This is a genomic window from Pseudomonas sp. ACN5, assembly GCF_002303975.1.
Classification (GTDB): Bacteria; Pseudomonadota; Gammaproteobacteria; order Pseudomonadales; family Pseudomonadaceae; genus Aquipseudomonas; species Aquipseudomonas laurylsulfatiphila.
The window spans coordinates 70,318-93,438 of sequence record NZ_MRCP01000015.1; the positions used below are offsets into that span (position 1 = coordinate 70,318).

The 23,121-nt window shown below is 58.6% G+C and carries 17 protein-coding genes; 8 read left to right on the forward strand and 9 right to left on the reverse strand.

The features are described 5' to 3' along the window. Positions 1-66: 66 nt before the first annotated feature. A complete protein-coding gene (locus tag BSF40_RS24525) occupies positions 67-1,209 on the forward strand; it encodes an acyl-CoA dehydrogenase family protein (protein ID WP_095967156.1) in 1,143 nt (380 codons plus the stop codon). A gap of 99 nt (positions 1,210-1,308) precedes the next feature. On the opposite strand, the gene BSF40_RS24530 is transcribed toward BSF40_RS24525, so the two are convergent. Further along, the gene (locus BSF40_RS24530; protein ID WP_256589583.1) at positions 1,309-2,442 is read right to left on the reverse strand and encodes a CaiB/BaiF CoA-transferase family protein; all 1,134 of its coding nucleotides are present in this window, start codon (positions 2,440-2,442) and stop codon (positions 1,309-1,311) included. A gap of 607 nt (positions 2,443-3,049) precedes the next feature. Here BSF40_RS24530 and BSF40_RS24540 point away from each other — a divergent pair. Next, on the forward strand, positions 3,050-3,472 hold the full coding sequence (locus BSF40_RS24540; protein ID WP_095967158.1) for a VOC family protein: 423 nt from the start codon (positions 3,050-3,052) through the stop codon (positions 3,470-3,472). 88 nt (positions 3,473-3,560) lie between these two features. On the opposite strand, the gene BSF40_RS24545 is transcribed toward BSF40_RS24540, so the two are convergent. Further along, positions 3,561-4,040 carry a GNAT family N-acetyltransferase gene (locus BSF40_RS24545; protein ID WP_095967159.1) on the reverse strand — a complete coding sequence of 160 codons (480 nt, stop codon included), beginning with the start codon at positions 4,038-4,040 and terminating at the stop codon, positions 3,561-3,563. Positions 4,041-4,112: 72 nt separating this feature from the next. After that, the gene (locus BSF40_RS24550; protein ID WP_095967160.1) at positions 4,113-4,568 is read right to left on the reverse strand and encodes a GNAT family N-acetyltransferase; all 456 of its coding nucleotides are present in this window, start codon (positions 4,566-4,568) and stop codon (positions 4,113-4,115) included. Positions 4,569-4,787: 219 nt separating this feature from the next. Between BSF40_RS24550 and BSF40_RS24555 the strand changes: the two genes are divergently transcribed. From BSF40_RS24555 to BSF40_RS24585, 6 genes are all read left to right on the forward strand, one after another. Beyond that, a complete protein-coding gene (locus BSF40_RS24555) occupies positions 4,788-5,417 on the forward strand; it encodes a LysE family translocator (protein WP_095967161.1) in 630 nt (209 codons plus the stop codon). A gap of 173 nt (positions 5,418-5,590) precedes the next feature. Beyond that, a complete protein-coding gene (locus BSF40_RS24560) occupies positions 5,591-7,045 on the forward strand; it encodes a DUF1254 domain-containing protein (RefSeq protein WP_095967162.1) in 1,455 nt (484 codons plus the stop codon). A gap of 48 nt (positions 7,046-7,093) precedes the next feature. Continuing rightward, entirely contained in the window at positions 7,094-8,587 is a 1,494-nt protein-coding gene (locus BSF40_RS24565) for a DUF1254 domain-containing protein (RefSeq protein WP_095967163.1), read from the forward strand. A gap of 645 nt (positions 8,588-9,232) precedes the next feature. Further along, complete coding sequence (locus BSF40_RS24575) at positions 9,233-10,039, forward strand: lytic transglycosylase domain-containing protein (RefSeq protein WP_095967164.1); 807 nt, start codon at positions 9,233-9,235, stop codon at positions 10,037-10,039. 238 nt (positions 10,040-10,277) lie between these two features. Then, entirely contained in the window at positions 10,278-11,432 is a 1,155-nt protein-coding gene (locus BSF40_RS24580; RefSeq protein WP_095967165.1) for a two-component system response regulator, read from the forward strand. Between the two features lie 38 nt (positions 11,433-11,470). Further along, complete coding sequence (locus tag BSF40_RS24585) at positions 11,471-15,886, forward strand: response regulator (RefSeq protein ID WP_095967166.1); 4,416 nt, start codon at positions 11,471-11,473, stop codon at positions 15,884-15,886. A gap of 35 nt (positions 15,887-15,921) precedes the next feature. On the opposite strand, the gene BSF40_RS24590 is transcribed toward BSF40_RS24585, so the two are convergent. From BSF40_RS24590 to BSF40_RS24615, 6 genes are all read right to left on the reverse strand, one after another. Continuing rightward, positions 15,922-17,241 (reverse strand): outer membrane protein transport protein, encoded by a 1,320-nt coding sequence (locus BSF40_RS24590; protein WP_095967167.1) that lies wholly within the window; start codon positions 17,239-17,241, stop codon positions 15,922-15,924. Between the two features lie 150 nt (positions 17,242-17,391). Further along, positions 17,392-19,293, reverse strand: coding sequence for an acyl-CoA synthetase (locus tag BSF40_RS24595; RefSeq protein WP_095967168.1), 1,902 nt, complete (start codon positions 19,291-19,293; stop codon positions 17,392-17,394). A 2-nt stretch (positions 19,294-19,295) separates the two neighbouring features. After that, a complete protein-coding gene (locus BSF40_RS24600) occupies positions 19,296-20,252 on the reverse strand; it encodes a fumarylacetoacetate hydrolase family protein (RefSeq protein ID WP_095967169.1) in 957 nt (318 codons plus the stop codon). Positions 20,253-20,427: 175 nt separating this feature from the next. Further along, a complete protein-coding gene (locus BSF40_RS24605; protein WP_095967170.1) occupies positions 20,428-21,519 on the reverse strand; it encodes a VOC family protein in 1,092 nt (363 codons plus the stop codon). 87 nt (positions 21,520-21,606) lie between these two features. Further along, positions 21,607-22,221, reverse strand: a complete 615-nt coding sequence (locus BSF40_RS24610) for a TetR/AcrR family transcriptional regulator (RefSeq protein WP_095967171.1) — start codon at positions 22,219-22,221, stop codon at positions 21,607-21,609. 250 nt (positions 22,222-22,471) lie between these two features. Next, positions 22,472-23,119: a TetR/AcrR family transcriptional regulator gene (locus BSF40_RS24615; RefSeq protein ID WP_095967172.1), complete on the reverse strand. Its 648-nt coding sequence runs from the start codon at positions 23,117-23,119 to the stop codon at positions 22,472-22,474. Positions 23,120-23,121: the final 2 nt, after the last annotated feature.

Consider the following 23,121-nt stretch of genomic DNA (forward strand, 5'->3'; position numbering starts at 1 on the left):
CGTTCTAGGCTCGCATTTCGCTCGCTGCCATCGGTGGCGAAGCCCAAAATTGCGGAGATCGAGCTTATGCTGCCCCAACTGCACCAACATTCCTGGATGGATAGCGACATCGAGGCCTATCGCGACCAGGTACGTCGCTACATCGCCAATGAGATGACACCGCACAACGATGCCTGGCGCGAACAGGGCTACGTGCCGCGCGAGATCTGGCAGGGCTTTGGCGAGATGGGCTTTCTGCTGCCGGAGATCAGTGAGGAATACGGCGGTGCCGGCGCGCCGCTGTCCTATCAACTGGTCGCCCTGGATGAACTGGCTCGCGCAGGAATGCCGCCCAGTACTGCGGTTCACTCCATCGCCACCCACTACATCCTCGACTACGGTACCGAAGAGCAGAAGCAAAAATGGATTCCCCGCCTGGCCAGCGGCGAGCTCTTCGCCGCCATCGCCATGACCGAACCCGATTGCGGCTCCGACCTCAAGACCCTGCGCACACGCGCCCGCCGTGATGGCGACGAGTACGTGATCGATGGTTCCAAAACCTTCATCACCAACGGCTACAGCGGCAACCTGGTGGTGATCGCCGTGCGCACTTCCGACGATGGCGCCAAGGGTATTTCGCTGGTGGTGATCGAGACCGAGAACCTCAAGGGCTACAGCGTCAACAAGCTGAAAAAGATCGGCCTGCATGGTTCGGACACATGCGAAATGTTTTTCGACAGCGTGCGCGTACCGGTCGCCAATCTGCTCGGCCCGGTCGAAGGCAACGGGTTCATCCAGCTGATGAGCCAACTTTGCTATGAACGCATGTTGCTGGCTGTGCCCGCCGTGGCGGTGATGGAGCGTGCGCTGGAACTGGCCACGGACTACGCCAAGGAACGCCGGATGTTCGGCCAGAAACTGTTCGACCTGCAGAACACCAAGTTCAAGCTGGCCGAGTGTGCCACCATCACCCACATCGCCCGCACATTCGTCAACGACTGTACCCAGCGCTTGCTCGACGGCAAGCTGGATCCTCAGGCCGCCTACATGGCCAAGTTGTGGTGCAGCGATATGCAGTGCAAGGTCACCGACGAACTGCTGCAACTGTTCGGTGGTTACGGGTATATGGACGAATACCCTATCGCCAGGATGTTTGTCGATTCGCGCGTACAAAAGATCTATGGCGGTGCCAATGAAGTCATGAAGGACCTGATCGCTCGTCAGCTGTAGGTCTCGGCTGCGCCTTTTACTTTCTTGAATGAAAAGCCCGCTCATCGAAGCGGGCATCCATTGTTCTTGCCTCCCTCCTCCTGCTCCGAAAGGCAGCCTTCAGGCCAACACTCCCGACCGACGCAGTTGCTCCAGCCGCTCTACTGCCACCGTCGCTAAAAGCGGTGCTTGTTCCTGACGATCGATTTGAAGAATCGCACCAGGGGTACGAGAGAAGCGTGGCGCCGGGTTGGCCTGGACAATCGGCTGAGTCTGAAAAACATTACGTGCAACATTGTGCGAATGAACGGCCGCTTCCATGGGTGAAAGCACGGGAGCGAAGCACACATCACTGCCTTCCAACAACGCGCACCAGTGCGCACGCGGCTGGCTGCGGAACATCGAGGTCAGGCGCTCCTTGAGCGCTGGCCACTGAGCAACGTCATACTGAGCCTTGACCACGACATCCGATAGTTGCAACCGCTCCATCAGCTGCGCATAGAAGTGAGGCTCCAACGGCGCCAAGGAGACCCACTCGCCGTCAGCGCACTGAAACAGGTCATAGAATGGCGAATCGTAGAACGCGCTGGGTTGCGGACCACCGATCTGCCCAGCGGCATGAATGAAATGCGCAATTGAACCGAGCACCGCAACCATATCGACGATCGCTGCATCGACGACCTGCCCCTTGCCTGAACTGCGCGCCTCAAAAGCTGCTGAAACGATACCGAAAGCCATGCCAAGAGCACCAATGGCATCCCCAGCCAAGGTCGCCGGGGGACGTTGCGGATCACTGCGCCCACCGGTTAGACCGAGCAACCCGGTCAGTGCTATGTAATTCAGATCATGACCCGCGGCCTGGGCCAAGGGGCCGTCCTGCCCCCAACCAGTCAAGCGACCGTAGATAAGACGCGAATTCTTCGCCAGGCATTGTTCAGGCCCGAGCCCCAGACGCTCCATGACACCGGGACGGTTGCCCTCGATCAAGGCATCAGCCTCGCCCAACAAATCCAGAGCCAGGGCGACTCCTTCCGGCTGCTTGAGGTCGACGACTACCCGATGCTTCCCGCGCTGGAGGATTTCGAAATCGACGTCCCCACCCAATTGCTTTGTGAGGGCGACGCCCCCCTTACGGGCAATCACTGTAACTTCGGCGCCCATGTCGGCCAGGAGCATCCCCGCCAGCGGCCCCGGCCCTATCCCTTCAAACTCTACGATTTTCAGCCCGGCTAATGGCCCCATCACTTTCCCCATCAGTATTCACAATTCAATTCACTCGCAAGGCCTACCCTGTCTATGACAGGCCGGAGATCATGGCGACAGGGAAGCCTATGGAGGAGACGGCACGCTGCCTATAGCCGCACAACCCAAGACGTTTGCATTAAACTTCAACTGAATCGCCCCAAGATTTGTAGACATATTTGAGCGGCCGCTTCTGGCCGTTTTTTACCTTATGCGAAGGGCAGCCATGAATCGACAGCTGCCCTTCGTGACAGGCAGAAAACGGCCGATTGTGTTGAAAAAGTCGACCATGGTTTGCGCATCCGAAAAGTACGCGTCCGAGATTGAAATCTTTACTTTTGGCAGAGGCTTCCGGACTCGGATTTCACGTAGCAGCGTGCGAAAAAGGCGTTTTCACGAGTAAATGATCAGGCAGTTTGGGTAGACCGACTTTTTCAACAGAATCGGCCAGGAGCCGCCATTCAACGCGACTCGATAATACTCACCCGACCGTGCATCATGATGCTCGCCATCATCTCCTGTGGCACCAGGGCCAGAAGAGCAGAACACTGTTACCGCGAATCAGGTATTTACACTGCCCGCCCCTGGCGAATGAGCCTATTGAAATGGAAGTCATCTCATGTTTGAACGTAACAAACTGGTTCCAGAGTTAATGGTCACTGACCTGGATAGCAGTCTGGCTTTTTGGGTGTCTTGCCTAGGGTTCGAAGTAGCTTATCAACGCCCAGAGGATGGATTCGCTTACCTCGACTTGAACGGTGCTCAAGTAATGCTTGAGCAGGTTGATCCGGACGCAGGCCAATGGCTGACTGCGCCCCTGACCAAGCCGTTTGGAAGAGGAATAAACCTGCAGATTGACGTTATGGCCGTAGTACCAATCATCCAAAAACTTGGCCAAGCTGGATTTCAACTCTATCGAGAATGCAAAGACACCTGGTATCGGGCTAGCAATGTAGAAGTAGGCCAGCGCGAATTCATCGTCCAGGATCCCGATGGTTATCTCGTGAGGTTGGTAGAGCGGTTGGGTGAGCGGCCGGTTTGATCAATCTGAACACAGACCAGGGCGACCGTCCGTTTAGGGTCGTCTCAGCCGGGGACGACAGGCAGAAAACGACCAAAGCGGACGCTCGTTATCGGTTGTGATCGACTGTTTGCTGTCCGAATCCCGTCTCTCCAAGAAGCATAGTGTGAGTGGCGTGGGTGTGATCTGTTCGCTGGAAACCACAGCGCAGATAAAAGGAGTCGCCTTCAGATGTATCAGTGCAAAGGCGCACGATGCGGAAATGTTTCGCGGCGTGTTTAAGAAGTGTTTCTACTAAGGTTCGCCCGATGTTTCGTCCCCTTAACGACGCTGCGACATACACTCTACGCAATCTGCCCGTACCATTCTGAGCATACGGATCAACTGAAAGTCCTCCGATACCAATCAGACAGTCGTCCAGATAGGCTGCTATCAGTAATTCGCCTGGTGCATCGAAGCGATTCGCCCCGGTATTCCAGTCCGCAATCAAGCGTGTGAGAAACCTGAATCCCTCAGCGGCCGCTGCTTTTTCCAGTGTCAGAAGCTGTGGAGGAAGATCCTTGATTTGTTGAAACTGTACCTGTTTCATCCGTCGTCCATGATTTGTGTCTAGCGAGAGCAGTCGTCGACCCAAAACTGCATTTTCAATACACGCAGCAAGTTAGTGCACCAATGGTTTCGCCATGATGATAGTGCGCTCGGATTCGTGAAATTCGTCTCGAATTTTTTTAAAGCCAAGCGAAGCGTAAAAACCTTCTGCGGTGATTGAAGAGGGGACACGCAGCAGGGTGATACCATCTTTTATGGCGATCGATTGAATCCTTGCCATCAGCTCTCTTCCAATGCCTCTCCCTTGATAAATCGGGTCGACAAACACGCTGCGGACTACGTCCCGATCAAGACTGGCTGTTGCGACGATATGCCTGTCAGATGTCGCTACAAGCACCTGACGCCGGGTCAACAAATCAAGAATCGCCTGTGGAGAAAAGCTCAGTTCCACTTGATCGATGATTTCGGATGAATAGTCCTGAGCATTGGACTCGCGGAGGGTGCCAATGATGATCCGACTGATGGCTGAGGCATCCGCGTTCATCGCGTTTCGAATTAGGCAATCCATTCAAGCAGCTCCTTCTGTGTGATTACCTGATCGTAGTGAGATGCGGCCCTACTCGCTAGCATGAAGGGCTGCTTTTGACTTTGTTTTCAACCAGTCGACATGTTTTCAGATTCTCTTCTCTTCATGTCTGACTGTTATGGCCAAATCTACCCCCACTGTACCTGCGTCTGCCTAACCACCACCGGTTAGCATAACTTCTTCCCGAAGGACGTACTTTTTATGCCGGACGCCACTAATCTCTACCTTTTCGTTGTTGCAGCCTTGCTGTTGCTGATAGTGCCTGGCCCTAACATGGCTATCGTCACCAGCCATGCAGTTGCCCACGGCTGGCGCGCGGGTATCGCCGCAGCTCTGGGAATAACCCTGGCCGATGTGTTGATGACCATCATTGTTAGCACGGGTCTTGGCGCACTGGTAATGAGTTGGGCTCCTGCATTTGACCTGCTGCGGTGGGCAGGCGCTTGTTATCTAATGTGGTTGGCCTGGCAAGCATTGAAGGCTCCTCCTGTCGATACGGATGCTCAAGCAACACAGGCTTCGATGCGCAAGATCTTTACCAGAGCCACGCTCAACAGTCTGTTAAACCCCAAAGCGCTGTTGTTCTTCATGGTATTCCTGCCGCAGTTCGTCACCGTGGGTGGCAGCAGCGTTACCTCGCAATTGATATTCTTAGGATTATTGCTTGCGCTGATCGCACTGATCTTCCACTCCCTGCTCGGACTCTTCAGTGGACAACTGCATGGTCGTCTCCGGGAGGGCATAATCTCTAAACGCCTTGGCGCTTATACCTTTGCTGCGGTAATGACTGCTCTGGCAGCACGTTTGCTAATGCTCAACCGGTCGGCTTGAAGGCTCGAAGCACGCCAGTTTGGCAATAATCTTCTTGCGGACAGCAACGGCGAACAACATGACCTGGCTCACGCCTCTTCTTGGTCGCACCCTATTCGTCTGATAGATTTCTCTAAATGTGATTACAGCGAAGAACACGTCTCTATAAAACGCCCAAGCAAGGAAGCGCCTTCATGAACAAGCCCCCTCTTTTCACCCTTTGTCTGCTCGCAACGGCGATGTTGCTCGGCGCGACTGCCGTGCAGGCGCAGAGTGAGCCGGTGGCTCAGGTGTCCGGGCCTGAGGCCGATGTGAAGGTGACCGAAACCTATGTGCGCATGATGGCGCGCGAAGCGTATTTCTGGGGTTGGCCGATGGCCAACATCTATAACCGGCGGCTAAAATTCAAGGATCTGCCGCAAGCCGGCCTGATGGGCGGCATCGTGCCCGTGGCGCCGATCAATCATCTGTCGATGCTCACCGATTACATCTCGCCGGGTGAACGCCTGGTGGCCTGCCCGAACCAGGACGTGGTCTACGGCGCCGGCAGCATCGCGCTGGATCTGGAGCCGGTGGTCTTGCAGGTACCGGATTTCGGTGACCGGTTCTGGGTGTATCAGGTCGTGGATCTGCGCTCCGACAGTTTTGCCGAACTGGGCAAAATGTACGGCACCAAACCCGGTTTCTACCTGCTGGTTGGCCCGGACTGGAACGGCAAGGTGCCTGAGGGCATCACTCAGGTTTTCCGCGCAAAGACCAACACCGGTTTCGTGATTCCACGGGTGTTCCAGGACGATACAACCGAGGATCGCAAGGCGATCCAGCCGTACCTGTCCGGCATCGATATGTACCCGGTGTCCAAATACGACGGCAAGCTCAAGCAGCGTGACTGGAGCAAGTCGCCGAAATTCCCGGCAGAAGCGGCAGGTGCCGAAGAAACCCGCTGGGTGCTCCCGGAAAAATTCTTCGATGAACTGCCGGCACTCCTCAAGGACGCCAAGCCATTGCCCGGCGAAGAAGCCCGTTATGCGCAGTTGTCGGTACTGGCACAGATCGCCCAGCGTGATCCGGAGCTGAAAAAGGCCATGATCGACGAGGCGCAAAAGTCTGATGCAGAGGTGGTCAAGCCGCTGTTGCAGTTCCGCAACTATGGCAAGCAATTGCCCAATCACTGGAGCACCATCGACAACGGCGCCGCGTTCGGCACCGACTACTTCCTGCGCACGGCGGTGGCCCGCTCGAACATCTTCGTCAACAAGCAGATCGAGACCAAGTACTTTTACCAGGACCTGGATCAGTCCGGCGCGCGCCTCAATGGCGGCCAGCGCTACAGCGTGACCTTCCCTAAAGATGCCTTGCCGCCGGTCAAGGGTTTCTGGTCGCTGACTTTGTATAACGAACAGCATTTCTTCGCAGATAACCCGCTGGGCCGTTATTCCCTGGGCACCAAGAACAAATCGCTCAAGCCCAATGCCGACGGCTCGCTGACGCTGTACGTGCAGAGCGAATCCCCGGGTGCCGACAAGGAAAGCAACTGGCTGCCCGCGCCCAAGGGCGCCGTCTTCTCCCTCTACGTACGCGCCTATTGGCCTGAAGCCGCTGCGATGAACGGCCAGTGGACGCCGCCAGCGGTGGTCAAGCTCAACTGAAAACCACGCCGGGTTTTATCTTCAAACTGCGCCACATAAGGACATCCCATGAGCAGCTTGCGTAACACCCTGACCGCCCTGGCAGTGGCGGTCTCCCTGAGCGGCGTCGCCGATGCCGCCACGCGTTACGAAGAGCTGGCCAACCAGCCCTTCGAAAACGGTTTCCCGACCGAGGCCACCGCACGCAGCCTGATCGACGAGCTGATTTTCCAGCGTGCTGTGCAGTCGTATCTCTGGTCGTTGCCAGCCATCAACATCTGGTCGATGAAGGAGGCGTCGGAGAAACAATTCGGCGCCGGCTACAACATCCTGCCGACCTGGAAAAAGCGCATCAACGCCAAGACCTTGGTGACCACGCCGAACTCCGATCTGGTCTACGCCATGAGCTATCTGGACCTGGCGAAGTACGGTCCGCTGGTGGTCGAAGCACCGCCCGGCGTGCAGGGCATGTTCGACGACTTCTTCCAGCGGCCGATTGTCGGTCCGACCATTGACGGCAAGACCTGGCGCGGCGACGTCGGCCTGGCCGGCCCCGACAAGGGCAAGGGCGGCACCTATGTACTGTTGCCGCCGGGCTACACCGGCCCGGAGCCCACCGAAGGTTTCGTCTACCGCTCGCGCACCAACAACGTGTTCCTGTTCTGGCGCACCTTCTTCAAGGACCCGAAAGACCTGAGCGTGCCGGTGGCCGAAGTCGAGCGCACGAAGATCTATCCGCTGGGCAAGAAGGATTCGGCGCTGCCGATGCAGTTCCCCGATGCCACCGGTGCACCGATCAACATGCTGTTCCCCGAGGACGGCCGGTACTTCGATTTGCTGTCGCGCTTCATTGAAGCCGAAGCGGTCGATCCGGCGGACATGGACATGCGCGGCTTCCTGCACACCATCGGCATCGAAAAGGGCAAGGCCTTCGCCCCGGATGCCGAGCGGCGCAAGCTACTGGATGATGCAGCGCGCACCGCCTTCAAGATGAGCAAGGTGGTCACCAGTCATCTGCTGATGAAAGAGCCGGGCGGCCTGTACTACACAGATCGCCAGTACGTGAACACCTTCGCCGGGGAAAACACCGAGTTCCAGTCCAGCGGCACGTTCACCAACCTCGAGCAGCGTGTGGCTTTCTTCACCTCTGCCTACTCGGACAGCCCGGGCATGGTGATGAACATGGTCGGCGCCGGCGCCAAATATCCCGCCACCACCCGCGATGCCGACGGCAAGTTCCTCGACGGCGCCCACACCTACAAGCTCAACCTGCCCGCCAATGTGCCGGCGGCGTTGTTCTGGTCGGTGACTGCCTACGACAACCTGACGGCATCGGGCCTGGACAACGGCCAGCCGTTCCCGTCGCTCAACCAGATGGACAAGCCGGCGCAGAACAGCGATGGCTCGACCGACCTCTACTTCGGCCCCGAATCACCAGGTACGGGCAAGAATTGGATTCGTACCGTACCGGGCAAAGGTTTCCTGGTGATCGTACGTTTGTATGGTCCCAAGCAAGCGTTCTTCGACCAAAGCTGGAAGCCCAGTGATTTGATCAAACAGTAACGATGAACTGCATTGCCCCGTGATTTAGCGGGGCAATGTGAATAAGCTAGAGCAGAGTGAAGATTGTTCATTGATCGACACCGATGCTTGGACTTATTCAGTCCCAGCTTCCATATTCTGTAAATAACGCGGATCGCTCGGTCAGCTAACCGCAGGGGCTGAGCAACTTTCACTGCCTCAGCGGTCATCATCCGAGGTGACCTCGCCAGAGTCGCGAAAACAAGAGCCGCAACCGGACGTTGTGTTCATTGAACCGCCAGTGATCGTTTGGCGCAGTTTGATGCTTGAGCAGCAGGAAACCGGTTGCATGGCTGCTTGACCTGGTGCTTCTCCCTTTTCAATGGTTCCCTTCAGCAGTTTCACCCCAGCCTGAGGATGACGGAAGAAAGCACTACTGAGCAGGCCTTATCAGTAATGAAGGCTCACCATCATACGCTTTCAGCTATTGCGTAACGGGTGTGGGATTGCATCGTGATTGTCAGCCTGGGTCGCAAGCAGCCCGTACGTCAACGCAAGTTCCAAGACCGGTAACAAGGGGTATAACTATCAAAACAAAAGGCGGGCCACCCGGAACAAGCCCTCCAACGGCAGCGCCCGGGCCAGGCGCCCCGAGCCTGATTGGCGCCTGCGGCGCGGAGCGATGTGATGAAATCCAGTGCATGGCGATGGGCTCGCAAGAGCCTTCTTGGCTGCATCGGGCTGACCTTGCTGGTCGCTCCACTGTGCGCCAGCGCCATGTACAAGTGCCAGGCCAGGGACGGAGCCATCAGCTACACCAGCCAAGCCATCGCCAGCGCCCGCTGCACTCGTCTCAATGGCATGGCGGGCGCCGGTGTCGGCGCCAAGGCAAAGGCCCTGCCCCGGCTTGTGCAGGACGACAACTCAGGCGCGGTGCGGGTTCGGGTGTTCACCTTCATCCACAGGGGTGTTCGTCAATATGTGAGCCGGCGCCCCGTCGGGATTTCCGCACGGGTCGATGTCATTGATCTCTATTTCATCAAGGGCTGCTATCTGTGCAGGGCGCCGAAGGATTTCAAGGTCGCCTCACTGCGCCTGGACACCCAATCCTATCGGCGGGAGATCGAAGCCGCTTCGGGTCTTTATGGTGTCGACCGGGCGCTGGTCCGCGCCGTGATACATGCCGAATCGGCGTTTCGCCCCTACGCCATTTCCGAAGCCGGCGCCCAGGGGCTGATGCAGTTGATGCCCGCCACCGCCGCGCGTTTCGCCGTGGACGATCCGTTCGACGCACGACAGAACATTCGTGGCGGCGTGCGCTACCTGGCCTGGCTGCTCAAGCGCTTCAACGGCAACCAGGTGCTGGCGTTGGCAGGTTACAACGCCGGCGAAGCGTCCGTGGTCGAGTACAACGGGGTGCCTCCCTACGCCGAGACGCAATCCTACGTCACCCTCGTGCAGTCCTTGACCGAACGCTATCGCAACCATCGTTAGTACCGGGAATGGCTCAAGCGAACGCTCACACTCACCGGTCGCTATTGGCTGTGGGTTCAACCGGTCGATGCAACAGATTGGCTGAATCGTTCAGCGGGTGTTTCGTAGTGTCGTGTGTTCCGGGGGCGGCTATTGAGCGGCCCTGGTTCTCCATCAGCAATTGCCATGAATAGAGCTACGCTTGTCTGCAATGGAGAGACTGTGCGCAATCCTTCATAGGGCAGCGGAGCCAAAAGACATGGGAATTGAACAGGATGTTTATCCTGCGGCCACCGTTCTGGTGGTCGATGACACGCCAGACAATCTGATGCTGATGGCCGACCTGCTCAAGGACAGGTATAGGGTCAAGGCCGCCAACAGCGGCGAAACGGCGTTGCGCGTGCTGCAAAACAATCCACTGCCGGATCTGATCCTGCTCGACATCATGATGCCGGGGTTGTCGGGTCATGACGTCGCCCGGCTGCTGCAGCAAGATCCGCGCACCCGCCAAATTCCGATCATTTTTCTCACTGCACTGGCGTCAATGGAAAACGAAATCCAGGGCCTGGAGCTGGGCGCGGTCGACTACATCACCAAGCCGATCAGTCCGCCACTGGTTCTGGCCCGGGTGCAGACCCAACTGAAGATCAAGGCCGCGGCTGACTTCCTTCGCGATCAGAACGACTTCCTTGAACAGGAAGTCCAGCGCCGCACCCGTGAGGTCATCGCCATTCAGGACGTCACGATCCAGGCCATGGCTTCACTGGCCGAAACCCGCGACAACGAGACGGGCAACCATATCCGTCGCACCCAACATTACGTCAGGCTGCTGGCCGAACTGCTGCGTGATCATCCGCGTTTCAGTCAATTTCTGAACGATGACAGCATCCGCCAGCTGTTCAGGTCGGCACCGCTGCACGATATCGGCAAGATCGGCATTCCTGATCACATCCTGCTTAAACCGGGGCGATTCACCCCGGAAGAATTTGAAATCATGAAGACCCACACCACCCTGGGACGCGATGCCATTCAGCGTGCCGAGGATCAGTTGGGCCTTTCGGTGGACTTTCTGCGCATGGCCAAGGAAATCGCCTACAGCCACCAGGAAAAGTGGGATGGCAGCGGCTACCCGCAGGGACTGGTTGGCGAAGAAATCCCCATGAGCGCCCGATTGATGGCGGTGGCGGATGTCTATGACGCGCTGATCAGTCGTCGTGTGTACAAGGCAGGAATGCCGCACGACCAGGCCGTGCAGATCATTCGGCAGGGGCGCGCGAGCCATTTCGATCCAGACGTCTGTGATGTGTTCCTGGCCAATGCCGAGCAATTTCATGTCATTGCCGAGCGCTTTGCGGACAGCGATCAGGACATGGCCAGGCTGGTCGACCTGCATCGCACTACCCAGAAACCCTGAACGTTCAACACGCCGGTTTTTCATCAACGGGAATGGCCATGACCCGAGTGCTCGCTCTGCTGGAACGTCTGCCTCTTCGTATCAAGCTGATCCTCGGTTTTGCGACATCAGGGGCGCTGGTTCTGGTGCTCGGCGTGCAGAGCCTGCGTACCCAGGATTTGTTGAAAGCGGACATGCAGAGGCTGTACGAGCATGAGTTGGCGGGCATCGAACCCTTGCAGGAAGCACGGGTGCAGATGTCGCATCTCATGCAGGGATTGCAGCATGCCGTCGGCAGCAACAGCGAAGATGATCGTAGCAAGGGCGTCGAGCAATTTCGTGAGGCTCGACAACATCTTCAAGAAGCGTTGCTGCAAACACAACCGACCCTCTGGCGCGAGGAGAATCAAGAGCGATTCGCCACCTTCGAGGTTTTGTTGAAGCGTTTGCTGCACGACGGTGAGACAGCTCTGGAACTGGCCGATGAAGGGGAGCAAGCGCAAGCCTTGCGGCTGATCAATAGCGTCGGGTTCCAGGGGGTGGATGAGCGAGGGGACAACTTGCTCAAGCAGATGGCGCAAATCAAACAGGCGTCCATTCATGACACGGCCAAACAGATCGCAGAATTTGCCGGGCGCAGCACCCGGCTCACTTATCAATTACTGCTCGGTGGCCTGGCACTGGCGTGGTTGATGGGCTGGTTGATCAGCCGTTCGATTCGCCTGCCCCTTTACCGGGTTCGCGCCGCCGTTGACGAGCTGACCGCCGGCCGACTGGACGGGACGATTCCCCATACCGATCTGCAAAATGAAACCGGTGATCTGGCGCGTGCCATCGCGACGCTGCAGACCGAGTCGCAACAATTGGAACGCCAACGCTGGGTCAAGGCGCAAACCGAGCAACTCCAGGCTGACTTGCCACAAGCGGAAACGCCACGGGAGCTGGCCCAGGTCTTTTTGCGCCATATGGCGAGCATGCTCGGCATCTGCCGAGGCGTGCTCTATAGCGTGCAAGAGCAAGATGAAAGCCTGCAACTGATTGGCGGTTACGCGACCGATCCTGATTACCCGCCAGCGCCGACGGTGGCTCTGGGAGCCGGCCTTCTAGGGCAATGCGCCCTGGATCGTGCGCCCCGTGAATTGCAGGGGCTGACGCAGTCGCTCGGACGGTTGCATTCGCAGTTGGGTGAAGTGCCGGCCAGCTATCTGCTGGTGCAGCCGGTATTGCGTGGTGAACGTCTGCTCGGCGTGCTCGAACTGGCGGGTCATCAACCGCTGGGGGCCCGTGAACAGTCGCTGTTGCAGGAGGCCATGCCACGCCTGGCCGGGGCCTTGGCGGTGATGGAGCGTCATCTGGCGGTGCAATCCTTGCTGATCGAGACCCGGCGCCAGGCCGACGAAATGGGTCAGCAGGCCTTGCGGCTTGAGCTGCAATCGAAGGAACTGGAGGCACAACAGACTGCGTTGCGTGCCACCAAGGCCTGGTATCGCGCGATCCTCGAGGCGGCACCGGACGGCATGATCGTCATCAATGCCGAGGGCGAAATCCTGATGACCAACCCGCAACTGGACACGCTGTTCGGTTATGCCACGGGTGAGTTGGTGGGCGAGACCATCGAGCGGCTGGTGCCTGACGCGGCGCGCGGCCGGCATGTAACGTTGCGCAATGGCTTCATCGCCCATGGCAGCACCCGGCAGATGGGCGCGAAACTGGATGACCTCAAAGGCCTTCGCAAGGATGGCAGCCAGTTTTCCGTGGAGATCGGCCTGTCGCACTTGCCGCTTCTGGAGGGGCGAGGCACCTGTATCTGCGCTTCGGTTCGCGATGTCAGCGAGCGACGGCAGATGCAAGCGGCACTCAAATCCAGCGAAACGCAGTTGCGTGCAGTATTGGACAGCAGTCCGGTGGCCATGCTGATCCGTGGCGATGATGGCCGCCTGAGCTACTGCAACCCGGAGCTGGAGGGCCTGTTCGGCGTCAGCCGCGAGCAACTTGGCGAGATGGACGAGAGTCGCTTCTGGTGCGATGCACAAGCGCGCGGCCGCTTCCTGGACGCGGCCGCCAAGGGCGCGGTTTTAAACTTCGAGGCCAGCCTGCAGCGCGATGGTGGAAAGCGTTTCGAGGTCTTGCTCTCGGCCGTCCCCCTGACACTCGGTGAGCGCAACATCAGCGCCAGTTGGTATTACGACATCACCGACCGCAAGGCCGCCGAGGCGCTAGTACAGCACGCCCGGGAGATCGCCGAAGAGGCGACACGGGCCAAAAGCGAATTCCTCGCCAACATGAGCCATGAAATCCGCACGCCGATGAATGCCATTATCGGCATGAGCCACCTGGCGCTGCGCACCCACCTCGATAACCGGCAACGCAACTACATTGTGAAAGTGCATCGTTCGGCGGAGAACCTGCTGGGGATCATCAACGACATCCTCGATTTCTCCAAGATCGAAGCCGGCAGGATGGACCTGGAGCGTATTCCGTTCCGCCTGGAAGACGTGCTGGAGAACTTCACCAATGTGGTAGGCCTGAGGGCCGAGGATAAAGGCCTGGAGCTGCTCTACAGCACGGTTGCCGATCTGCCGACCGCACTGATTGGCGACCCGCTGCGGCTGGGGCAGGTCCTGGCCAACCTGGGCAACAACGCGACGAAGTTCACCGAACAGGGTGAAATCGTGCTGGGCATCGAGCGCCTCGGGAGTGACGAGGGCAAGGTCGAGCTGCATTTCTGGGTGCGCGACACGGGCATCGGCATGAGCGAAGAGCAATGCCAGAGAATTTTTCAGTCTTTCATCCAGGCCGATAGTTCCACGACTCGCAAGTACGGAGGGACCGGCCTGGGACTGGCGATTTCCAAGCGACTGGTGGAAATGATGGGAGGCCGCATCTGGGTCGAAAGTGTGCTGGGAAGTGGTTCGACGTTTCACTTTTGCGTGAGTCTGGACATGCAGGCAGATGCTCCTGCGCGACGCATGTTCACCGCCGATGAGCTGCTGGGCATCCGCGTGCTGGTGGTCGATGACAACGCCAGTGCCCGGGAAATTCTTTCGGGCATGGCGCACAGCTTCGGTGTCGAAGTGGACGTCGCCGAAAGTGGTCGCATGGCCTTGCGCATGCTGGCGCAGGCCGAGAAAGATTCACTGCCTTTCGACCTGGTCCTGATGGACTGGCGGATGCCGGGCATGGATGGGGTGGAGACGGTCCGCCAGATGCGCTGCGCCAACCTGGCCCGCACACCGTCAGTCATCATGGTCACCGCCCTTGATCGCGAGGAGTTACTTGAACAGGCCAGGCACCAGGACGTCCATCTGCCGGTGGTGCTGACCAAGCCGGTCACTCCGTCCACCTTGCTGGAAGCCATAGGCACAGTGTTCGGCAAAGTGCCGCAAACCGGTACCCGCGCCCATGAGCGCAACGAGCAGAGCGCTGACAACATGGCACGCCTGAAGGGGGCGCGCCTGTTGCTGGTGGAGGACAACGAACTGAACAGGGAGCTGGCGTGCGACTTGTTGCAAGAGGCAGGCATCGAGCTCGAGCTGGCAGATGATGGCCAACAGGCACTCGACAGGTTGGCCCGGGACAGCGATTTCGACGGTGTGCTGATGGACTGCCAGATGCCGGTGATGGACGGCTATACCGCGACCCGCAGGATTCGCCAGCAATCGAACCTCGCGGCGTTGCCGATCATCGCCATGACCGCCGACGCCATGGCCGGGGACCGCGAACGCGCCCTGGCCTGCGGCATGAATGACCACCTGTCCAAGCCATTGGACGTAGACGGCATGTTCGCCACGCTGGCCAGGTGGATCAAGCCACGGCCCGGGCGCGGGGGCCGGGCGCGGGAGGTGACCGTTGCCAAGACATCCGGACAGTTGCCCGCCGAGCTTGCAGGTATCGATCAGGTCGCCGGTCTGGCTGCCTGTTCGGGCAAGACGACCCTTTACTTGCGACTGTTGCGCACATTCCATGCGACCCAGAATAACTTTGTCGAACAGTTCAAAACGGCAATCACCGATGCCGATCCGACGGCGGCTGTTCGCATGGCTCACACGTTGCGTGGTAACGCGGGGAACATCGGTGCCAGGGCGCTGGCACAGGCTGCAGCACGGCTGGAGCAAGCGTGCCGGGTTGGCGAGCCGAGCGACGGCGTGCAAGCTCACTTGACCGAAGTCAGGCGGTGTTTGAAACCCGTGTTGAGCGCGCTGGCGCTTTTGCCCGAGGAACAAACGGCTTCAGGGGCGCAGCCGCCGCAGCCCGAGGCGGAGCTCAGTGACCGGCTCACCCGGCTCGGGCAATTATTGGCCGAGAGTGACACCGCAGCCATTGAGGCGCTTGATGAGTTACGGCGGCTGTCTCTCGGTGATGCATTGGCCAGGCGTCTGAGCCGGGTAGCGCAGCAGCTTGAGCGCTTCGACTTCGATCGGGCCCTGGCGTTGCTGCAAGGGGAAATCGAACGCTCCGCCCTGCCCCCCGAATGACCGGAGTGCACCGACAGCAAGGAACCTGGTGTCGCTTAGTACCGATAGGTTGCCTGCACTGAAATGCCATTCGCACTATTTTGGTAGTTGGCACTGTATTGCGGTTGAAGACCGGAGTTGTTCGACTGCTTCACCGAGACTTTGGAATCCCAGAGATAACCATAAGCAAAGTCTATCGTCAGATCCGGACTCGGCGAATAAGCACCTCCCAGGGTCACGGCCTGGCGATTGCCAACCGGAACGCGCACGCTGCGATCGGCATTTCTGATGGGCGAAGGATCATAGGCGTAGCCCGCGCGCAGCAGCCATTGTTGGTTCAATTGATACGAGGCGCCAACGGCGGTGCTCCAGGTGTCCCGCCAGTTCATTTCTTCGATCACATGCCCCAGGCCAGCCGCCTGGCCCAAGGGGGTAAGACCGCTGTTGACGGCCTCGACCTTCTTGATCCGGCTCCAACGTTTCCAGGTGGTCCCCAGGTAGCCCGTCCAGCGACTGTTGAAATGATGGGTGATAGAGGTGTCCACGGATTCGGGCATCGTGAGGTCTATCTTGTTGTCATACTTTCCGTCCAGCGGGACAACGCTCGGGGAGCCGGAAATCTCAGTATGCCCTTCGAGTTCATAGTCCACCTTCGAGTGATAGTTAATCCCCCAACGGGTAGCCTCGGTAAAGTCAACCAGGATGCCGACGTTGTACCCAAGTGCCGTGTCATCGCCTTTGATGGTGACCCGTGTGTCCTCGCCGTTGTTCAGGGCGCCGGTGGCCAGGTAGTTCTGAAGTTTTGCATTGAAACGGTTGATGGTCGGTCCACCACCAATGGATGCGTAATCGTTGATCCGCCAGGCAATGGTGGGCTGCAGGGTTATTTCCCTGGTCGTGCTATAGGAGCCATGGTAGCGGCCCTGAAAAGTGCTTTCGTAATCATTGATCAGACCACTCGGAGCATAGAGACCCAGTCCAATCGAAAATCGATCATCCAGCGGCGTCGACATATAGGCAAAGGGCACAACGCCCAACGGTACCGAGTCCCCTTTGTTCGTTCCCGGAGCACTGCTCTGCGCATCGCTGATGTCATCGCTCACCGAGACAACCGCGGCTCCGCCGGAAATCTCACTGCGCTTCAGTTTGGTCAAGCCCGCTGGGTTGCCAAAGATGGTGCTGGCGTCCAGCGCGGAAGATGACCGTCCCGCATAAGCAGTTCCCGCACTGCTTGCACTTTGTTCGTTAAGGGCAATGCCATTGGCGCTTGCGCTTGTTGAAACGCTGAGTATTACCGCGGCACCTGTGAATCTGATCCAGGAAGACACTTCTTGCACAGCTGAGAGACACGGGGTTGCACGCTTGCTCAGTTTCATTTCCCACCTCGAATTGTTTTTATTGATTGGTGCGCAGGCAAAGCTTCGCCTTCCGGTGCACTTGGCAGTGCCGGCAGGCGTTGATCGAAGTTGTGAAAGGCCCTGGCTGACGACTATCAGGGCCCAGGCGCCGAACTTACGAAGCCGGGATCATTTGAGCCACTCCACTTGAAAGCTATAGCGACCAAGAAGGAGGGCCAAAGACGCTTGATCTGTTCCGGCGCGGATGCACGCGACTAACCCACGTTGTTCATGCTGGATGACCTCGACCGCAATGTCCTTCAGACACATGCGTTGCACTTCCTGCCGAACGACTCGGGTTACTTCGCGCTGCTGCAAGGCGGGCTTGAAGATTTTGCCAACGGCCGTCAATGGTAGTGCTTCGAGGATTTCGATCCGCTTGGGAATGGCCGCCCGCTCACTGATGTGGTGCTGAGCAAATTGCTCAAGTTCTTCGATATTGCAGACGTGGCCTGGTCGCAGTTGCACGTAGGCGACCGGCACTTCGCCCGAATAGGCGTCCGGGCTGCCGATGGCCGCCGCCAACGCCACCGCCGGGTGGGCTTGCAGCGCCTCTTCGATTTGCTTGGGATCGATATTGTGGCCGCCGCGGATAATCAGCTCCTTTTTGCGCCCGGTCAGCCAGAAGTAGCCATTTTCATCCTGGCGCCCCAGATCGCCCGTGTTCAGCCAGCGCTGACCATTGATCTCAATCCACAGACCCCGGTTATGGCTTTCCTCAACGTAGCCCTCGAACAGGTTCGGACCCGTGATGGTGATCACGCCAATTTCGTTGGGGTCAGCGTCGCGCAGATACTCTCCAGCGTCATCGAGCATGACTGTGCGCATGTCCTGATAGGCAATCCGTAACCCGATGGAGCCGATGTAGCGTTCGCCATGGGCCGGGTTGACCGAGGACACGCACGCGCCCTCCGTGAGTCCATAACCTTCGAGGATCTTCACCCCGGTCCGGCCTTCGAACGCCCGGAAAAGTTCGACCGGCATCGGCGCGGCACCACACATGGCATAACGAAGGCTGGACAGGTCGCGGCCTTCCAGCTCGTTTTGCAACAGTGCGCAATAGACGGTTGGAACACCGGAGAAGAAGTTGATGCCGAAGTACTCAACCATCTCCCAGAAGCGTGGCATCACACCCTCACCGCGATAACCCTGCGGCGTGCCGAGGATGACATGATCACCTTGGCTCCAAGGCATCAGGCCTGTCACCAGCTGTGCATTGACATGGAACAGCGGCAACCCACAGAAAATGACCTGGCCACTCCCGTGTGGCTGCAGGTGCGTGTCCATGGCCCACGCGTTGAACACCTCCGCCCCATGGGTACGCATCGCTATCTTGGGCAGGCCGGTGGTGCCGCCGGTGCAGAAGTAAGAGGAACGATCCTCCGGACTGAACAGCCGGGCACTCTTCAAGTGCGTGCCTGGCTGAGCGTCCATCAGCGTGCGTAGTTCGTGAATCGTGACGCCCTTGTGCAACTCACGTTCTTTTTCTGCCAGGGATTCAAGGGATTCACGCTGAGCTGCATCAACGTAAGGCCCCATGCCAACCCACACGACGTGCTTGATCCGGGGAAGTTGATCAAGCTCTGAGGCCAGCTTGGGCCACAGGTCACTGCCCGGAGTCGGCGCGAGCGTTACCACCACGCTGGCGTTCGCGGCCCGCAGCAAGGTCGCTATCTGTTTGGCCTCTTGCAGCGGATTGATCGCCATGACGATACCGGCCGCTTCACCCCCCCAGATGGTGAAGTGGGTTTCCGGCAGGTTGGGCAGGATGAAGGCCAGCACTTCACCCGGGGTAATGCCCAGGTCGTGGAAGGCATTCGCCGCGCGAGTGATGTCTTTGACGAGTTCGGCATAGCTCCAGTGGTGGGTGTTCCTGAAACGGGTAGCGTCGGCGAAGAAACTCAGTGCCGGCGCGTTGGGGCCAAGCCCGGCTGTCCGGGTCAGTGCTTCATAAGTGCTTGAAGCCAGGCCACGCTCTGCCAGCGGGACCTGCTCAATACGTTCAATGTCGCCCAGAGATCGCACCATCATTTTCAGGCCTCCTCTACGACTCGGTTGCGTTGCACACCCAGGTCGATCACGCCATCGGCACTGCGAATGCGCGCCTCGACCACGTCGCCTGCCTTGAGATACTGCGTCCGTCCTTCCTGCGCCTTGAGGAATAGCTTCCACTTGGTGGCTTCGGGCATCAGGGCGGCAATGCGCTGTTTGGCCGGCGAAGGGATGGTCAGTGCGCATCCCGCAGGCGTACCGGTGGCGATCAGGTCGCCGGGGGCGAGATCCTGGACGGTGGAGAGTTCGGTCAGGGTTTCAGCGGGGCCATACACCAGGTTGGCCGTGCTGTCGCTTTGTCGGACTTCGCCGTTGACCGTCAGGCGCAACTGCAAGGCTTTCAGGTAATGCATGTCCTGGGCATCCAGCAGGCAGAGATACGGACCGACCGGGCCGAAAGTACGGAAGCTCTTGCCCTTGTAGAACTGCATCTGAGGGATCTGGATGTCGCGTGCCGAGTAGTCGTTGACAATGACCACACCCGCAACGAACTCATGCAGGTTGGCGTCATTGACGGTCACTGCGCCGCTGATTGTGCGTTTCATCACCAGCCCGAGTTCGATCTCATAGTCAAGGAAACGCACGGTGCGCGGCTTGATCAGAACGCTGTCTGCGGCCACCAGGCAACTGGTCGCCTTGGTGAACATCATGTTGTATTTCTTCGCATCCGGGTCCATGCCCGACTCGATCATGTGCTGCCGGTAGTTGGCTCCCTGGCAGACGAACTGTTGGTTGCGGGTCACCGGCGACAGCAGCTTCACTTCGTGCGCCTCCAACTGCTTACCTTCGAGTTGAGCGAGGTCGTCGATACTGTTCTGGCAGATGAAGTCACCCGTGGTCTCAAAAGTGCCCGGGACAATCGTGATACGGTCTTGGCGCAGCACGCCCCAGTGGATACCGTTCTCAAACTCAAAGCGGACGACGTGTACAGCGGACATTGAAGGTACTCCTGGGGCAGCGTTTGTCCCGCGCTCGACGGCGCGAGAACTGTGGTGTTGTTCTGAGAGTGGGCTGGCGACGCGGTAGATCAACGAGCCGCTGGCGATCAAGGCTCCGGCTTTGAGTAGGTCTCGCCGGCTATACCGGGTAGCGATGCCCGACATGGCGGCCGCTCTACCCGAACATCCGCATCAGCGTGATCAACTTGCGAATCGTCAAGTCCGGGCTGCGTCGCAGGTTGCGGACCAGCGCTCGCATGTTGCTAAAGCTCATCTTGGGTTTGGTAAAACGCTTGGGCATGCGCTGCCCCCACTGCGCCATTGCTTCCGGGCTCACGGGATGGATGCCCGTAGGCCGAGTGGCCGTGAACACATCCCCGTCGCAGTAATGCTCGTGCTTGTCGCCCCATGGGTCTTGCCAGTAATCGAAGATCTGACTGCCCAGAATGTGCCGACCGATCCCCCATGAGTGTTCCCACCCCTGCTCCCGCAGGACGCGCTGCCCCATGCCCACCGCATCTGCATCGACGACCTCAAAGGCACTATGGCTATAGGCAGCCATGAACCCCTGCGCTATCGCGAGCGTATGATGGGCGGCGGGCGTTTCGCCGAGGTCAAGGCGCATGAAGGCGACGATAGGCGAGCCGTCGGGCAGTACCTGCACATCGCTGGGAATAAATCCGAAATGCCGGGTATACCAGGCACAGGTCGACTGGTAGTCGGCCACTTCAATAACGATATGACCGAGTTTGAGTACCTCAGGCGGACCATTCGGCGGGCGTTGTGTGGCGTTGATTCGCAGTTGCTGCTGCGCCAGATTCCAGGATAGAGGCGCCCTGTGTTCCAAAGGTTTAGCTGGCGTCCGGTCGCAAACAGCCTCCACGATGAAACCGGAAGGATCCTTCAGTTGGACGCAATACCCGCCACCAGGATGGTCCGACTTCTCGATCGATGACGCGCCCGGGATTTGGGTCAGTTTTTCCAGATCGTCGAGAGACTCTACAGCCAGACCGAACCCGACAAACCGTGCCTGCTCGGCACGCTGGACGCGGTAACAGTATGAACTCGCTTCAGTCGCGCGCAGATAGAGCGTATCGGCGTCCTGCTGACCTACCGTCAGGCCGAAGTCCGTCAGGAAGCACGCCGCCTGGTTCAAGTCCGGCCGTTGAAAGATCAGGTGCGTCAGATCCTGCGCCTTCACTGTCGGCTGCGGATGCCGGGCCGGTTGCGGAGTTGCCAGCCGGTGCCGTTCTTTTTTGTGGGTCATTGTTGTTGTTTTCCGGTTTTTTAGGGCAAAGCTATCCCGCCCCCTGAAAAACCGGGGGGGTGTTATCGGGTCGAGTGGGTTACGTGATCAGTCTGGAGACGGCAGTACCGGCAACTCCGAGGTTGCCAGCGCACGAGCCTCTTGCGGTGGAATGCCTAATGCCCGCAGCACCAGCTCGGCCGTGTCAGAGCCCGCTTCGCGCCACGTTCTATGCCCTTCCAGCACCAGGAAAATCGAGCCGAGGACGCTGCTCGATATCAGCGTGAGTATCGAGAGCAATTGCTCCTGGCGAAAGGTGTAGCGCCCACTGGAAAGTCCGTTCAGAAGATCGGTAGTCGCCTGGCCGCTGAACATTTCGCGCAATGCCGGGTTGCTCATGGCGAACTTATGGATAAAGGCCCCCCATTGGGAGTCCTCATGCGCTCGACGGATGAAGAACCGGATGCCATTGGCAAGGCGCTGAGCGGGGTCGGACAGGGAGTTGAAGCTCTTGCTGACGCGCTCATGCATCTCCGCCGCAAGCTGCCCGGCAACTGCCTCGAACAGGCTTTCCATATTGTCGATGTTGCTATAGACCGTTCCGCGAGCCACGCCGGCCTCTTGTGCAAGGTCCAGGATGTTCACTTGCGAGGTACCTCGTTCCGCGAACAGGCGAAAAGCGGCTTGATGAAGGCGGCGTTGCGTTGGATTCAGGGATTCCACGGTTCTCTCTCCAGGATTACCTTTATGACGTCAATTGAACACGCGTGTTCAATTGACGTCAACAGTGGTTTTTGAATTAAATCCGTCAATCCCCATGAAAAGCGTTATAACTCTTGAAAACAGGGTGTACGAAGCCATAAAAGGCTCAAAGTGAGCTCTTCGCACAGCAGGCAAATGAACATGCATGTTCAGCATTTTCGGGCAGTGGCTTCGGCCTGATAGTCACTGGCAACGTCGGAATGACATCCGATCAGGCGGGAAGCGGCTTGCTGGCAATTTTCCTGGCTCTGGCAGGTGTTGCGCCCAGCGCCTGGAGAATCATTTCGCTGACCCGCAGATCGTGCTCCAGCGCTGCACGGCCCTCGACAACCGCGCGCATTGCTCCAGTGGTGCATGACAAGACCATGTCCAGGGCAACGCCTTCGTCCACGTAGGCGAAAGTGCCCGCACGCAGCCCCTCGCGCAAATCGTCAAGGACATGGGTGGCCAGGCGCGAGCGCATTGCCTGATCGAAATGGATGATGCGCAGCAGCGCATTTGCCCATTGATGGTCGGTAGCGGCCCGACAGATAAACATGCGAACACCAATCGAAAGCCGCTGCGCGCCGCACTGCACGTCCGAGGTCAACACGGAAATGGCGTCAGAGAACTCGGTGGCCATGGCGATGCCCACCGCCTCCAGTACTTCGTCGCGCGTGCGGAAATAGTTGTAGATGGTCCCGTTGGATACCTCCGCTTCCGCGGCCACCTCCAACAGTGCGATCTCCCCCACCTCTTTGCGTGCAACCAGGCGCAACGCCGCGTCCACCAGGCCGCGACGGGTGCGCTCACGCTTCTTGTAGCCCCTGGTAAGAGGTTGGGGCGCGGCATCTTCTAAAGAAAGTGTGGGGGAAGGCATGA